Below are 14,428 nucleotides of genomic sequence, written 5' to 3'. Positions count from 1 at the left end.
GACGATTCAGGGGGTTGTTGCCTCTCTCAGATGGTGTTCTGACACAGCCTGTTCCCCGGGAATGACGGAAGGAGGCGCGTATGACAGAGGGAAAACCTATAGCGCGTCCTCCCGGACCCTCCACAGGAACGGCAGCGGCACGGCGATGGCGATGGCCAGGGCGATCCAGGCCATCTTGTAGGACTCGGTGTAGTCGGCGATGAAACCGAAGGCCGGAGGCAGCACCACCACGCCGGCGAAGGCCACGGTGTTGGTCAGGCCGATGGCGACGCCGGCGATGCGGATGCCGACGACCTTGGCGACCAGGGCGAGGTACAGTCCCTGCCAGCTCATGGTGCCGAGGCCGAGAAGCGACACGACCACGGCCACGAGCCACCAGGGCATCCCGGGCGACAGGAAGGCGGTGGCCGCGCCGGCGGCGGAGCCGAGCAGCGCCAGCATCATGAGCACGGGCACGCGCCGCCCGTAGAAGGCCCTGTCGCTGACGATGCCGAAGCCGATGCGCCCGGCGCCGCCGCAGGCCTGTCCCACCGCCAGCAACGCGGCGGCGAAGACCAGCGAGAAGAACACGTCCTCGGTGAGATACAGCTCGATGTAGCTGATGTAGCACCACTGGCATCCCGCGAGCACCGCGGCGTAGAACGCCCCCGCCCAGATGTCCCCGCTTCGGATGATCTCCCTCAACCCCACCGCGGGCGCCGCGCCGTCCGCGACCCGCGCCCGCTCCGGTTCCCGGTAGAACAGCAGCACCAGCACCCCGGTGGCCACCGTGACGACGCCCACCACGGACAGCGCCGGGCGCCAGCCGTAGACCAAGCCCAGGGACGGCAGCGTGAGCGCCGCGATGGTGCCGCCCAGAGGGATGCCGGTCTGGCGGATGCCCATGGCGGTGCCGCGCTCGCGGTCCGGGAACCAGCCGGCGATGGCCTTGCTGCCAGCCGGGGTGCCGGTGGCGATGGGGAGCCCCAGGAGCAGGAAGAGGACGAGGAGGCCGGGGAAGTCCCGTGCAAAAAACACCGCGAGTACGAGCACGCCGCACGCCGCGGTGCCGTAGCCGATGATGCGCCGCTCGCCGTAGCGGTCCGCTGCCTTGCCGGCGGCGAGGACGGCGGCCACGACCCCGACGTTGATCATCGAAACGAGGATGCCGACCTCGGTGAGGGTCAGCGAGAGCTCCTTCTGGATGAGCGGCACCAGCGTCGGGATGCCCATGTGGATGGTCGCCAGCGCGGTCTGCGCCAGCGTCGTGATGAACAGATAGAACCAGCGCCGGGGTGAGGGTGAGGAGGAGGGTGTCACGTGCGGTGAGATTTGCGTCTACCGGACCGAAGGGCTAGTTTGATGATGCTGACTCATGAAACCGGAAACCGACCTGCTGCGTGAGCTGCCCTCCGTGGACCGCGTCATGAATCACCCTGCCGCGGCGCCGTTGCTGGAGCGGTTCAGCCGGCCGTTCGTGACGGCGACCCTGCGGGGCCTCATGGATGAACTGAGGCAGGTCATACGATCCGGCCGCGACCTTCCGTCCGACCGTTTGCACGAGGAATCTATCATAACGGACCTGGAAAGGAAGCTCGCCCGCGCCGCCCGGCCCGGCATGGTGCGGGTAGTCAACGCCTCCGGCACCATCCTGCACACGAACCTGGGGCGGGCCCTGCTCTCGGAGGCCGCGGCCGCGGCGGCCGCCCTCGCCGCGCGCCACCCCGTCAACCTGGAGTTCGACCTCGAGCACGGCAAGCGGGGCCAGCGGGAGGCGGGCATCGAGGCGCTGCTGCGGGAGCTGACCGGGGCCGAGGCCGCGGCGGCGGTGAACAACAACGCGGCGGCGGTGCTGCTGGGGCTCAACTCCATGGCCGAGGGCAAGCACGTCGTCGTGTCGCGGGGCGAGCTGATCGAAATCGGCGGCTCTTTCCGCATCCCGGAGGTCATGGCCAAGAGCGGCGCCATCCTGCGAGAGGTGGGCACCACCAACCGCACCCACCCGCGGGACTACGCCGAGGCCATCGACGAGAACACCGGGCTGCTGCTCAAGGTGCACACCAGCAACTACCGGGTGGTGGGTTTCGCCGCGGAGGTGGAGTTGAAGGACCTCGTGGCCATCGGCCGGGAGCGCGGGGTGCCGGTGATGGAGGACTTGGGGAGCGGCGCGCTTGTGGACCTCGGCAAGCTCGGGCTGCCGCGGGAGCCGCTGGTGGCGGAGCGCGTGGCCATGGGCGCGGACGTGGTCACCTTCAGCGGCGACAAGATCCTCGGCGGACCCCAGGCGGGGCTCGTGGCCGGCACCAAGGGCTGGATCGAGAGCATGAACCGCAACCCTCTCAAGCGCGCGCTGCGCTGCGACAAGCTCACCTTGGCGGCGCTGGAGGCGACGCTCCGGAGCTACGTGCAGTCCCCCGACCTGACCCGGGAGATCCCCACCTTGCGCGCCTTCAGCCGTCCGCCGGACGAGATCGAGGAAGGCGGCCGGAGAGTGCTGCCGCTCTTGCGGGAGCGCCTGGGGCCAGACTACGAGCTGGAGCTCGTGGACTGCACCTGCCAGATCGGCAGCGGCGCCCTCCCCACCGAGGAGATCCCGAGCAAGGGCATCGCCGTGCGCGGCCGCGGCATGAGCCCCGACGAGGTGGCGCGGTTCTTTCGGCAGGCCGACCCGCCCGTCATCGGCCGCATTCACAACGACCGCTTCATCCTCGACCTGAGAAGCGCCGGCGACCCCGAGTCGGTGGTGCCCAACCTCGAGCCCCTCATGTCGCCTGAAGGGACGCGATGATCGCGCAAGACTCTCGCCGTCAGCCGGCACCCGGGACCGCGGGCACAACGGCGACCATGATCGAGCAAGCGTCGAGTCCACTCTGACCGGCACGGGACCGCACACGCCATGCCATACATCATCGGCACCGCCGGCCACATCGACCACGGCAAGACGAGCCTCATCAAGGCCCTCACCGGCGCGGACACCGACCGCCTCAAGGAGGAGAAGGAGCGCGGCATCTCCATCGACCTGGGGTTCGCGCACCTGTCCCTGCCCGACGGCAGCGAGGCCGGCATCGTCGACGTGCCCGGCCACGAGCGCTTCATCCGCAACATGCTCGCCGGCGCCCACGGCATCGACCTCGTGCTGTTCACGGTGGCGGCGGACGACGGGGTCATGCCGCAGACCGAGGAGCACCTCGACATCGTCCACCTCCTAGGAGTTCGGACGGCGCTGTTCGTCATCACCAAGGTGGACCTGGTGTCCGAGGCGCGGGTCCGGGAAGTGGAGGAGGAGATCGAGATCCTGACCTTCGAGACCGCGCTGGAAGGATCGCCGGTGGTCCACTTCTCCGCCGTCTCGGGAGACGGACTGGAAGAGGTGCGGAAGGGGATCTTCGACGCGTTGACGGACATCGACCGGCCGGCCCCCAGCGGCTTCTTCCGGCTGCCGGTGGACCGCGTGTTCGTGCTCCAGGGGCACGGGGTCATCGTCACCGGCACCGGGCTGGCGGGCGAGGTGCGCACCGGCGACCACGTCCACGCGGTCCCCGGCGGCCAGAAGTTCCGCGTCCGCAGTATCCAGGTGCACGGCCAGTCGGTGGAGTCGGCGGGCTGGGGCCAGCGCGTGGCTCTCAACCTCACCGGCCAGGATCGCGGCGCCCTGGAACGCGGCCACATGATCTGCCACGAGGAGCTGACCCTGGCGTCGACGCGCTTCGACGCCCACCTGGAGGTGCGGCCGGCGGCCGCCAAGGGGATCAAGAACCACCAGCGGGTGCGGATTCACCTGGGGACGGCCGAACGCATGGGAAAGCTCGTCTTCCTGGGCGACACCGAGAAGGTGGAGCCCAAGGAGACGACCTACTGCCAGGTGCTGTTGACCGAGCCGCTGCTGGTCATGCGCGGCGACCACTTCATCGTGCGCGACGAGACCGCGCAGAAGACCCTGGGGGGCGGCGAGGTCGTGGACCCGCGGGCGCGGCGGCACCGGCGCCGGGAGAAGGACGTCGAGCAGCGGCTGCGGACATTGCGCGAAGGCGACACGCCGGAGATGATCCGGAGCTTCCTGGCCGGGGACGCGAGTCTGGCCACCGGGGCCGATTCCATCTGCCAGTTCCTCAACCTGAAGCGGGAGGAAACGCGCGACTGGCTGGAACGGACCGAGGGGCTCCGCTCCTTCGATTCCGAGCGGGAGCGCGTCTACACCACCGAGGAGAAGTGGGACGGCTTCCGGGAGCGGCTGCGCTCCGCCCTGGCGGCGTTCCACGAGAGCCATCCGCTGGCGCCGGGCATGGACCTCGAAGAGGTCCGCGCGAGACTGGCCAGCGGCGCGTCGGCGCGGCTGTTCCGGGACCTGACGGACCTCCTGGCGGCCGAGGGCGTGTGCGTCCGGGACGGCAACCACCTGCGCCTGCCGGATCATCGCGTAGAGTTGGGCGCGCGGGAGAAGTCGCTGTCCGGCGAGATCTCCGCCGCGCTGGCCAGGAACCCGCTCGCCCCGCCCTACCTGAAGGAGATCGAGAAGGCTCTCGGGGTGGAGCGCCCGAAGCTGAACGAGGTGATCCGGGTCATGGAACGGCAGGGGGAGATCGTCCGGGTGACCACCGAGCTCTACTATCTCAAGGCTTCCATTGACAGGATCAAGGCCGATTTATATAGCTACTTCGAGAGCCACGAGGAAATGAGCGCGGCCACCTTCAGGGACATCCTGCAGTCGAGCCGCAAGTACACCATCCCCGTGCTAGAGTACTTCGACCGCACCGGCGTGACCATGCGGGTGGGCGACGTGAGGAGGCTCAAGCCGGGGAGAAACTGATCGCCAACGAGACCGCGAGAGCAGTCTCAAGGAGTTCTCAAATGTCCATGGAAGCCATCCGGCTGACCCAGGAAGTCAAGGCCGCGGGTTGAGCGGCCAAGCTCGGCCCCGCCGATCTGGTGCAGGTTCTGCACCGGCTTCCCAAGTTCGAATCCGCTGATCTGCTGGTAGGCACCGAGACGGCCGACGACGCCGGCGTCTTCCAGTTGCGTCCCGACCTGGCCATCGTCAACACCGTGGACTTCTTCACGCCCATCGTCGACGACCCCTACATGTTCGGCCAGATCGCCGCCACCAACTCCTTGAGCGACGTCTACGCCATGGGCGGGGTGCCCGCCACCGCCCTCAACATCGTCTGCTTCCCCAAGGGGAAGATGGACATCGAGGTGCTGGGCGAGGTGCTGCGCGGGGGCGCCGACAAGGTGAAGGAGTCCGGCGCCGTCATCGTCGGCGGCCACTCCATCATCGACGAGGAGATCAAGTACGGCTTGGCCGTCACCGGCACCGTGCACCCCGACCGCATCCTGCGCAACATCGGCGCCCGTGAGGGCGACGTGCTGGTTCTCACCAAGGCCCTGGGCACCGGCATCGCCACCACCGCCGTCAAGCGCGGCAACGTTTCCCAGACGAGCATCGACCAGGCCATTGCCTCCATGGCCACCCTCAACAAGTACGCCGCCGAGGTCATGAGGGACTTCGACGTCCACGCCTGCTCCGACATCACCGGCTACGGCCTGCTCGGCCACGGCCTGGAGATGACCCTCGACGGCAGCGTCAGCATCACCTTCGAGGCCGCCCGGCTGCCGGTACTGCCGGACGTCGCCCAACTCGCCGAGTCCGGCGGCAACCTCACCGGCGGCTGCAAGCGCAACCGCGAATGGCTCGACGACAAGACCGTCATCGACGGGAGCGTCTCCGACGCCCTCGCCGAGGTGGCACTGGACCCGCAGACCTCCGGGGGTCTGCTCATCGCCGTGGCGGAAAAGGACGGCGAAGCGCTGGTCAAAGCGCTGATCGACCGGGACGTGCCCGCGGCGGCCCTCGTCGGACACGTGACCGGGCGGGAGGAGTATGGGGTGCGGTTGGTGTGAGCTATCCGCGCCGCTCAAGTTGCCAGCACTGCCCGGAAATCGTTGACGTTGGTCCGCGTCGGACCGGTCACCACCAAATCGCCCAGACGTCGGAAGAATTCGTAACTGTCGTGCCTGGCGAGCATTTCGCGCGGGTCCGTTCCGGCGGCGCGGGCGCGCGCCAGGGTGTCGGGGCTGATGCAGGCGCCGGCGGCGTTGGTGAAGCCGTCGATGCCGTCGGTGTCGCAGGCGATGGCGTGGACGTTGGGGGCGCCGTCGAGGGCCACCGCCAGGGACAGCAGGTATTCGAGGTTGGGGCCGCCGGTTGCGCCCGGGGCGTTGAGGGTGACCGTGGCTTCGCCGCCCGAAATGAGCACGCCGGGCGTGTGTTGGAGGGCCAAATCAGCGTGCGCGGCGCCCAGATCGCGTGCCTCTCCTTGGAGATCGTCTCCCAGATTCAGCACCTTGAGATTCAGCGCGCGGGCGCTGGCAGCGGCCGCGGCCAGCGCGTCGGCAGGACGAGCGACGATCGTGTAATCGGTCCGGGCGAGACGCGGGTCGCCGGGCTTCACGGTTTCCCATCTGGCTTGCTGCAGGGCTCTCCTCGCGACTTCCGGTAGAACGATTTTGTACTGTGCGGCGATCGCCAGCGCATCGGCACAGGTGGTGGGGTCGGAGACGGTCGGGCCGGAGCCGATGACCGCCGGGTCGTCTCCGGGCACGTCCGAGATGGCCAAGGTTACGACCCGGGCCGGCGCGGCCGCTGCGGCAAGGCGTCCCCCCTTGACGGCGGAGAGGTGCTTGCGCAGGCAGTTCATCTGGGCGATGGGAGCGCCCGCCCGCAGCAGCGCGCGGTTGACGGCCTGTTTGTCGGTCAGGCCGAGGCCCGGTTGCGGTTCCACCAGCAGCGCGGACGCGCCCCCGGAAACGAGGAACAGCAGCAGGTCGTCGCGCCCCAGGCGGGCGGCGGCCGAGAGAAAACGCGCGGCGGCGCCCTGTCCTGCCGCGTCGGGCAACGGATGACCGGCCTCGACCACCTCGACGCGTTGGCACTCGACGCCGTGTCCGTATCGCGTGACCGCTATGCCCTCGATGGCGCCCGGCCAGTTCCGCTCGACGGGCCGCGCCATGGAGGCGGCCGCCTTGCCCGCCGCCAGCACCAGGGTGCGTCCCGGGGGCGGCGCGGGAAGGTGCGGCGGCACGACATGGGCCGGATCGGCGGCGGCGACCGCGGCGTCGAACAGGCCGCGGAGAAGCACCTTAGCGTCCATTCGAGTTACCGCCGCACGCTCCCGCGCCGGGCGATGGCGATGCCCCCGAGAACGGCAACGGCGCCCAGCGCCTGCTGGCCGCCGATGCGTTCGTCGAAGAAAAGCCAAGCGGCGGTGGCGGCGACGATCGGCTGCACCAGGAGGCTCACGGAGACGAACGCCACCGGCAGGTGCGCCAAGGCCCAGGCGATCAGGCCCTGGCCGAGCACCTGCGGGCCGACGGCCAGCGCCACCAGCACGACCCACCCCGCGGGCGTCACCACCGCCATGGTCTCACGGCTCAGGAGCGCCACCACCAAAGTCACCAGGGCGCTGACAGGTATCGCGTAGATCATGATGGTGAGCGTGGAAAAGCGCCGCCGCAGGCGTTCCACGGTCATCTGGTATCCGGCATAGAACATGGCGGTCACCAGTCCCAGCAGGTCGCCCACGAAACGCGTGCGGCTTAGCGCCAGGCTTGCGCCCGAGAGCGCGAGGATACCCGTCATGGCCGTCACGAGGCCGAGCATGAACGTCCCGGTCACCCGCGTGCGGAACAGGAGCCACCCGCCCAGGACCACGAACGCCGGCGTGACGTTCAAGAGCAGCGTGGCATTGGCCACGGAGGTCATGTGAATCGAGTAGTGCCACGCCGCCATGTCTCCGGCGAGGCATGCGCCCGCCAGGGCCATCAGCAGATAGATCCTCGAACCGGTGGGCTTTCTGTGGGCAGCGCGCCGGCCTCCCGTGGACACGGCCAGCGCGAGAGTCCAGTAAACGGGTATCGCCAGCAGGAAACGGTAAAACGCCGTGGGGCTTGGACCCACTTCGCTGACGCGCACGAGAATGGGGGCGAAGGCCGTGACCACGGCGCCGACGAACAACGCCAGAATCGCGGCGCGCTCGGTGCGGCGCGCCACCGCCCGTGACGCGGGCGCGTTTGGAGGAGGCCCGTTGGGTTGGTGGGAGGTATTCAGCGGAAGGGAGGAAATCAGGGAGAGGGCATGCCCCCTCCCTGATCACCTGGTCGGCGCAGGAAACAGTCTACTTCCGCACCAGGAAGCTCAGTGCGTCCTTGGACTCCTGAGGAATGCCGAGAATCGTGTCGACGTGCCCATCGATTTCCTTCGGCGGGACGTACTGAACGATGAGCTTGACCTTTTTGGCCTCTTCAAGGAAAGCGGGATCCTGCAACGTCTTCCGGAAACCCTCTCTCAGGACCTCAAGGCGGTCGGCGGGCACTCCCGGCGGAGCCACGAACGGGCGCTGGAACTCATACTGGCCGCCCCATGCCTGGTAGGTTGCGAGCCCTTCCTTTCCTCCTCGCTTCTCCACCACCTCGTGAACCAGCAGCGAGTCCTTGAGCTCCGGGTCATCGATCTTGTGGGTGACCAGCACCGGGATCATTTTGTCGTCGCCCTTGGCATCGAGCATGCCCCGCGCGGTCACGCGCATGGATTCCCAACCCCAACAGGCACCCGCGACTTCCTTGGACTGCATGGCGATGCGTGACGTAGCGGTCCCCGAATAACCCGCGACCACGTCGAAGTTCGTGCCCGCGGTCTGGTTGAGGAGCTTCGGCATGTCGACACCGGTGGAGCCGGTACGGGTGCCGCCCACCTTGATCTTCTTGTTGGGATCGGTGATGTCGGCGAGCGTCCTGACGCCGGACCAGCCCATGAAGGCGCACGTGGGGTTGCCCTTGACCGGGGCGCCGATCCAGCCCAGCTCCCTGGCCTTGATCTGCACCTTGCGATCACCCAGGGCCTGCATGAGCACGAAGCCGCTGTTCCACACGCCCAGGACGGTCCCGTCCCGCTTCGCCCGCCTCTGGATGTAGTTGGCCGAAACCAGACTGCCGGCCCCCGTCATGTTCTGCACGATGAACTTCGGGTTTCCCGGAATGTACTTGCCCATGTGGCGCACGACCTGCCGGGTGTAGGTGTCATAACCGCCTCCGGGCGCGTAGCCGACGACGACCCGGATGGTCTTCCCCTTGAAGAAATCGGCGGCCACGGCGGTGCTGCCGGCGACCAGGCCGAGCGCCGCAACCAGTGCGACTGCCAATCCTGTCTTCCTGACCATAAGAACCCCCTTAGGTTGGATTTGCCCCAAAATAAATCCCGCATTGTCGCACATCGGCCCGCACAATGCCAACCCTTGAACCGGTTTCACGGCATTCTGTTTCCAACCGGCGGTTTGTGCTAGTCCGTCTACCCCAAGGAGGTTTGCCATGCCAACACTCAACGTCGGCGACGCCGACATCTACTACGAGGTCCAGGGAGACGGGCCTCCGTTCGTGTTCATCTCGGAAACCGCGTGCGACGGCGACGTCTGGAACATCTTCCAGGTGCCCGAGTTCTCGCGCGACCACCGCACCCTCATCACGGACTTCCGCGGCACGGGGCGCTCCACCCGGACACCCATGCGCTACACCACGCGCATGTTCGCCGAAGACGTCGCGGCGGTCATGGATCACATCGACGCCACCGACGCCGTCGTGTGCGGGCATTCCATGGGCGGCCGGGTGGCGCAGTTGCTCGCCCTGGAGCATCCCGGGCGGGTCAAGAAGCTCATCCTCGCCTCGTCGGGCGCCTCGCACCCCGACGCCCGGGGCATACCCCTGCGCATCGCCACGGAAATGGTGGAGATGGGCTACGAGAAATACGTGCGCGAGCACACCATCGAGGTGGGCTGGACCGAGCAGTACCAGGCGGACCACCCGGCCGAGATCGAGCATTGCCTCAAGGTGCGCATGGCCAATATGTCGTCGGTGGAGTGCTATTTTCGGCACGTGATCGCGCGGCAGGAGCACGACACCAGCGAGCGCCTGAAGGACATCGGCGTGCCGGCGCTGGTGCTGGTGGGCGAGGACGACCACGCGGTGGTGAGCGACATGTCGCACCGCAAGGGAGCGGAGATCCTGGCAACCGGCATCCCCAACGCCAGGCTGGTGGTGCTTCCGGGAGAGCGGCACAGCTATTTCTTCACGAACCCGGAGGCCGCGCACAAGGCGATCCGGGAGTTCATCCGGGACTGAGGCCCTTCGACTTCGCTGCGCTACGCTCAGGGCGAACGGTGGGGGAGTGAGCCTTTCGACAAAGCTCAGGAAGCGTGGCGCGCGGCCAGGTCGTCGAGCCGGCCCTCGAGCCAGCGGGTGCTGACCCTGCCGCTGACGTAGTCCGGCTCGTCCATGACCGCGGTCAGGAACGGGATGGTGGTGTCGATGCCGGCGGCGGCGAACTGCGTCAGGGACTGCTTCATGCGCGCCACCGCCTGCTCTCGGTCGCCGGCGTGGACGATGAGCTTGGCCAGCAGCGAATCGTAGAACGGCGGGACCCGGTAGCCCGGGAAGCACTGGGTGTCCACCCGGATGCCCGGCCCTTGGGGCGGGCTCCACTCGGTGAGCACGCCGGGACACGGCCGGAACCCCTGCCACGGCGCCTCGGCGGTGATGCGGCACTCGATGGCGTGGCCGTTGAAGTTCACGTCCTCCTGGGAGAAGGACAGTCGCTCGCCGCCGGCGACGCGGATCTGCTCGCGCACGAGGTCGATGCCGGTGATCATCTCGGTGACCGGATGCTCCACCTGGATGCGCGTATTCATCTCCAGGAAGAAGAAGTCCTGCCGGTCCTCGTCGTAGATGAACTCCACGGTGCCGGCGTTCTCGTACTTGATCTCCTTGGCGACCTTGTGTCCGGCGTCGCGGATGCGTTCCCGCAACTCCACCGGAATACACGCCGCCGGCGCCTCCTCCACCACCTTCTGGTAGCGCCGCTGCAGCGAGCAGTCGCGCTCGCCCACGTGCACCACGTTGCCGAAGCGGTCGCCGATGACCTGCACCTCGATGTGGCGGGCGTTGGGGATGTAGCGCTCCATGTACAGCGTGGGATCGCCGAAGGCCGCCCGGGCCTCCGCCGAAGCGGTCTCGAAGGCGGTCTGGAGCTCGCCGTCTTCCCGGACGATCTTGATGCCCTTGCCGCCGCCGCCGGCCGCGGCCTTGAGCAGCACCGGATAACCCACTTCCGCGGCCACCTCCGCCGCGTCCTCGAAGCCGCGCACGTTGTCCGAACCGGGCACCAGCGGCACCCCGAAGGCCCCGACCGTGGCCCGGGCCAGCAACTTGTTGCCCATCTGGCGGATGCTGTCGGCGCGCGGACCCACGAAGGTGACGCCGTGCTTGGCGCAGGCCTCGGCCAGCTCGGACTTCTCGGCGAGGAAGCCGTAGCCCGGGTGAAGGGCGTCGCAGCCGGTGCCCAGGGCGGTGGCCACCAGCGCCTCGACCTTGAGGTAGCTCTCGGTGGAACGGGCCGGTCCGATGCACACGGTGCGGTTGGCGAGGCGCGCCGGCATGCTGTCGCGGTCGGCCTCGGAGACCACGGCCACCGACTCGATGCCCAGGGACTGGCAGGCTCTGATGATGCGGACCGCTATCTCGCCCCGGTTGGCGACCAGGAGACGGCTAACGGCCACCGGCGCAACCCTCGCTAGGCATCCGGCCGCACCAGGAAGAGGGTCTGGCCGTGCTCGACGAACTGGCCGCTCTCGACGCAGACTTCGTCGATGGTGCCGGCGGCGCCCGCGCTCACGGCGTTGAAGACCTTCATGACCTCCACGAGGCCCACGGTGGTCTCGGCGTCCACGTGGTCGCCGAGCTTCACGAACGGCGGCGCTCCGGGCTCGGGCGTGGCGTAGAACGTGCCGACCATGGGCGCGGGAACGGGAACGGTGCCCTCCTTGACGGTGACCGCCTGGGCCGCGGGGGCGCTTTCCGCCGCCGGGGCGGGTTCGGGCGCTGCCGCGGCGGGAGCTGCCGGCGCCTCGGCCGCGGGAGCCGCTGCCGGAGCGGCAGCCGCCGCGGGCGCGGCCTGGGTCACGCTGACGGTCGCGGGCACCGCGGGAACGCCCGACTTGCTGACGGTGAGCTTCAGATCGCCTATCTCCAGGTCGAGATAGTCGAAGTTCGATTTCTCCACCAAGTCCAGAATTTGCAGTACTTCATCCTCGGTCAATGGCGTGTCCTCTCTTCCTGTTCCGCTGCGTTTCCGGCGACCGCCGTGGCGGGCGTAAAGACGCGAAGGCCCTGAATTGGCGGTATTGTTAACAAGAATCCGAAACGCGCGTCAACCGCGCCCGCGGGCCTCCGGCAACGGCTGGACTCGCAAATCGAGACGTACTATTCTGACTCCCCGTCGGCGGCGGACGCCGAACATTCTCGGAGAATTCAGGAGGGAGAGTCATGGGAGAGACGATCACTTTCAAGAGGCCCGACGGCAAGGAAGCATCGGGATATTACGCGGCGTCGGGCGACAACGCTCCCGGCGTGGTGGTGATCCAGGAATGGTGGGGCGTCAACGACCAGATCAAGAGCGTGGCCGACAAGCTGGCCGGTCTGGGTTACAACGCGCTGGTGCCGGACCTCTACCGGGGCGTGGTGACGGTGGAGGCGGAGGAAGCCAGCCACCTCATGCAGAACCTGGACTTCGCCGATGCCAATACGGACGTGTGCAGCGCGGCGGAGCACCTGAAGCAGAGCTGTCCCAAGGTGGGGGTCATCGGCTTTTGCATGGGCGGCGCCCTGACGGTGCTGGCGGCGGTGTACTCCAAGGCCACGGACGCGGCCTGCTGCTGGTACGGCGTTCCCCCGGCCGAAGCGGCCGACACGCGCACCATCGCCATGCCGTTCCAGGGTCACTTCGCGCTGGAGGACGGCTTCTTCACGCCGGATCAGGTGGATGCCCTGGAAGAGCGCCTCAAGGAGGGCAACGTCACCCACGAGATCTTCCGCTACCAGGCGAAGCATGCCTTCGGGAACGAGACCGGGGCGAACTACGACGCCGACGCCTGCAAGCTGGCATGGGACCGGAGCACGGCGTTCCTGGCCCAGAACCTCAAGTAGCCGGTCGACCGCCATGGCAAGTTTCCCGATCATCGATGCCGACGGCCACGTGCAGGAGAAGTTCGCGCCGTGGGAGGACCTGCTGGAGGGGCCCTACAAGAAGAAGGCTCCCCGGGTGGTGAAGGCCGACGGCCGCGATCAACTGCTCATGGAGGGGCGCATCTGGGCCAAGCCCTCGGGGGTGGGCTGCGGCATCGGCGCGGTGCCCCACAACCGCTCGCCGCAGCCCACCACCGGCATGTGGGACCCGGTGCAGCGGCTCAAGGACATGGACCTGGAGCAGATCACCATCTCGGTGAACTTCGGCACCACCGTGTTCCTGAGCCTGCCGTTCCTCGAGGACAAGGACTACGCCTGCGCCGTGTCCAAGGCCTACAACAACTGGCTTCACGAGTACTGCACCCACGCGCCCGAGCGGCTCAAGGGGGTCGCCCTGGTGCCCATGCAGGACCCGGTGGAGGCCGCGGCCGAGCTGCGGCGCTGCGTGAACGACCTGGGCTTCGTGGCCGTGGCCACCGCGGCCCACTCCGCCGGGCGCAACCTCGACCACCCCGACTTCGACCCGTTCTACGCCGCGGCCGAGGAGCTGGGCGTGCCGGTGTGCGTCCACGTGGGCTCGGGCCGGCCCGCGGCCGCCGCCGACCGCTTCGACAACGCCCTGTTCGTGCACGCCACCACCCACCCCTTCGAGCAGATGATCGGCGTCATGTGCGTCGTCGGCGGCGGCGTCCTGGAGAAGTTCCCCAGGCTCAAGGTGGCGTTCCTGGAAGCCGGCGCCGGCTGGGTGCCGTTCTGGATGGAGCGGCTGGACGAGCACTACGAGTACATGCAGGCGGCGGTGCCGCTCCTGACCATGCCGCCGAGCGAGTACATCCGGCAACGCGACGTCTTCTTCTCCTTCGAGCCCGACGAGACCACCCTGCCCTACGTCATGGACTTCATCGGCGACGACCGGCTCGTGTTCGCCTCGGACTACAACCACGGCGACTGCAAGTTCCCCAACGTGGTCAAGGAGGTGCTGGAGCGGGACGACATCGCCGCGGACGCGCTGCCCAAGATCATGGGAGAGAACGCGCAGCGGCTCTACGACATCGCGCCCAACTGAGGGGCGCGTGTAGAGGCGGATTTCAAACCCGCCCATGATTCGATAACTCTGATACTGGCGGTAGGACAAACCCTACACGGCTAAGTTAGTGTCCTTTCCGGCGAATTCGCACGACCTATTTCTCTACAAATGTGATCCGACCGCCCGTCATGGTGAGGACGGGCCGGATGGCAGCGATCTCTTCCGCCGGGACCGTCAGATAGTCCCGGTCGAGCACGACGAGATCGGCCAGCTTGCCGGTTTCCAACGACCCGAGACTCTTCTCCTTGAACAGCAACTTGGCGTTGTTGATCGTATGGGCGATGAGGGCGGCCTTGC

The 14,428-nt window shown here is 67.9% G+C and carries 13 protein-coding genes; 6 read left to right on the top strand and 7 right to left on the bottom strand.

What is annotated here, in order from left to right; all coding sequences use genetic code 11:
- Positions 1 to 96: 96 nt before the first annotated feature.
- Entirely contained in the window at positions 97 to 1,299 is a 1,203-nt protein-coding gene (locus tag OXU42_07940; protein ID MDE0029312.1) for an MFS transporter, read from the bottom strand.
- Positions 1,300 to 1,354: 55 nt separating this feature from the next.
- On the opposite strand from OXU42_07940, the gene selA reads away from it, so the two are divergent.
- From selA to selD, 3 genes are all read left to right on the top strand, one after another.
- Positions 1,355 to 2,767 (top strand): L-seryl-tRNA(Sec) selenium transferase, encoded by a 1,413-nt coding sequence (gene selA, locus OXU42_07935; protein ID MDE0029311.1) that lies wholly within the window; start codon positions 1,355 to 1,357, stop codon positions 2,765 to 2,767.
- A 108-nt stretch (positions 2,768 to 2,875) separates the two neighbouring features.
- Complete coding sequence (gene selB / locus OXU42_07930; protein ID MDE0029310.1) at positions 2,876 to 4,786, top strand: selenocysteine-specific translation elongation factor; 1,911 nt, start codon at positions 2,876 to 2,878, stop codon at positions 4,784 to 4,786.
- A 47-nt stretch (positions 4,787 to 4,833) separates the two neighbouring features.
- Positions 4,834 to 5,877, top strand: a complete 1,044-nt coding sequence (gene selD, locus OXU42_07925) for a selenide, water dikinase SelD (protein MDE0029309.1) — start codon at positions 4,834 to 4,836, stop codon at positions 5,875 to 5,877.
- Positions 5,878 to 5,891: 14 nt separating this feature from the next.
- On the opposite strand, the gene OXU42_07920 is transcribed toward selD, so the two are convergent.
- The 3 genes from OXU42_07920 to OXU42_07910 all read right to left on the bottom strand — a co-directional run bounded on the left by OXU42_07920 (position 5,892) and on the right by OXU42_07910 (position 9,173).
- Positions 5,892 to 7,127, bottom strand: a complete 1,236-nt coding sequence (locus OXU42_07920) for a glycerate kinase (GenBank protein ID MDE0029308.1) — start codon at positions 7,125 to 7,127, stop codon at positions 5,892 to 5,894.
- Positions 7,128 to 7,132: 5 nt separating this feature from the next.
- The gene (locus OXU42_07915; GenBank protein MDE0029307.1) at positions 7,133 to 8,026 is read right to left on the bottom strand and encodes a DMT family transporter; all 894 of its coding nucleotides are present in this window, start codon (positions 8,024 to 8,026) and stop codon (positions 7,133 to 7,135) included.
- A 124-nt stretch (positions 8,027 to 8,150) separates the two neighbouring features.
- The gene (locus tag OXU42_07910) at positions 8,151 to 9,173 is read right to left on the bottom strand and encodes a hypothetical protein (GenBank protein ID MDE0029306.1); all 1,023 of its coding nucleotides are present in this window, start codon (positions 9,171 to 9,173) and stop codon (positions 8,151 to 8,153) included.
- 166 nt (positions 9,174 to 9,339) lie between these two features.
- Between OXU42_07910 and OXU42_07905 the strand changes: the two genes are divergently transcribed.
- Positions 9,340 to 10,146, top strand: coding sequence for an alpha/beta hydrolase (locus tag OXU42_07905; protein MDE0029305.1), 807 nt, complete (start codon positions 9,340 to 9,342; stop codon positions 10,144 to 10,146).
- 65 nt (positions 10,147 to 10,211) lie between these two features.
- On the opposite strand, the gene accC is transcribed toward OXU42_07905, so the two are convergent.
- Together accC and accB are read right to left on the bottom strand one after the other, a co-directional pair.
- Positions 10,212 to 11,579: an acetyl-CoA carboxylase biotin carboxylase subunit gene (gene accC, locus OXU42_07900; protein ID MDE0029304.1), complete on the bottom strand. Its 1,368-nt coding sequence runs from the start codon at positions 11,577 to 11,579 to the stop codon at positions 10,212 to 10,214.
- 14 nt (positions 11,580 to 11,593) lie between these two features.
- Entirely contained in the window at positions 11,594 to 12,118 is a 525-nt protein-coding gene (gene accB / locus OXU42_07895) for an acetyl-CoA carboxylase biotin carboxyl carrier protein (GenBank protein MDE0029303.1), read from the bottom strand.
- A 227-nt stretch (positions 12,119 to 12,345) separates the two neighbouring features.
- Between accB and OXU42_07890 the strand changes: the two genes are divergently transcribed.
- Together OXU42_07890 and OXU42_07885 are read left to right on the top strand one after the other, a co-directional pair.
- On the top strand, positions 12,346 to 13,005 hold the full coding sequence (locus OXU42_07890) for a dienelactone hydrolase family protein (protein MDE0029302.1): 660 nt from the start codon (positions 12,346 to 12,348) through the stop codon (positions 13,003 to 13,005).
- Positions 13,006 to 13,018: 13 nt separating this feature from the next.
- Complete coding sequence (locus tag OXU42_07885) at positions 13,019 to 14,110, top strand: amidohydrolase family protein (GenBank protein MDE0029301.1); 1,092 nt, start codon at positions 13,019 to 13,021, stop codon at positions 14,108 to 14,110.
- Between the two features lie 115 nt (positions 14,111 to 14,225).
- Here the strand turns inward: OXU42_07885 and OXU42_07880 are convergent.
- The coding region (locus OXU42_07880) for an amidohydrolase family protein (GenBank protein MDE0029300.1) at positions 14,226 to 14,428 on the bottom strand (203 nt) is incomplete at its 5' end.

It is taken from the genome of Deltaproteobacteria bacterium, assembly GCA_028818775.1.
In the GTDB taxonomy this organism is placed as follows: Bacteria; Desulfobacterota; Binatia; order UBA9968; family JAJDTQ01; genus JAJDTQ01.
Note: the sequence above shows the minus strand (reverse complement) of the source record. Positions and strands in the feature narration are given on the sequence as shown.

Coding starts and splice junctions, on each gene's coding strand:
- selA (MDE0029311.1), top strand. CDS start 1,355: ATGAAACCGGAAACCGACCTGCTGCGTGAGCTGCCCTCCGTGGACCGC.
- selB (MDE0029310.1), top strand. CDS start 2,876: ATGCCATACATCATCGGCACCGCCGGCCACATCGACCACGGCAAGACG.
- OXU42_07920 (MDE0029308.1), bottom strand. CDS start 7,127: ATGGACGCTAAGGTGCTTCTCCGCGGCCTGTTCGACGCCGCGGTCGCC.
- OXU42_07905 (MDE0029305.1), top strand. CDS start 9,340: ATGCCAACACTCAACGTCGGCGACGCCGACATCTACTACGAGGTCCAG.
- OXU42_07890 (MDE0029302.1), top strand. CDS start 12,346: ATGGGAGAGACGATCACTTTCAAGAGGCCCGACGGCAAGGAAGCATCG.
- OXU42_07885 (MDE0029301.1), top strand. CDS start 13,019: ATGGCAAGTTTCCCGATCATCGATGCCGACGGCCACGTGCAGGAGAAG.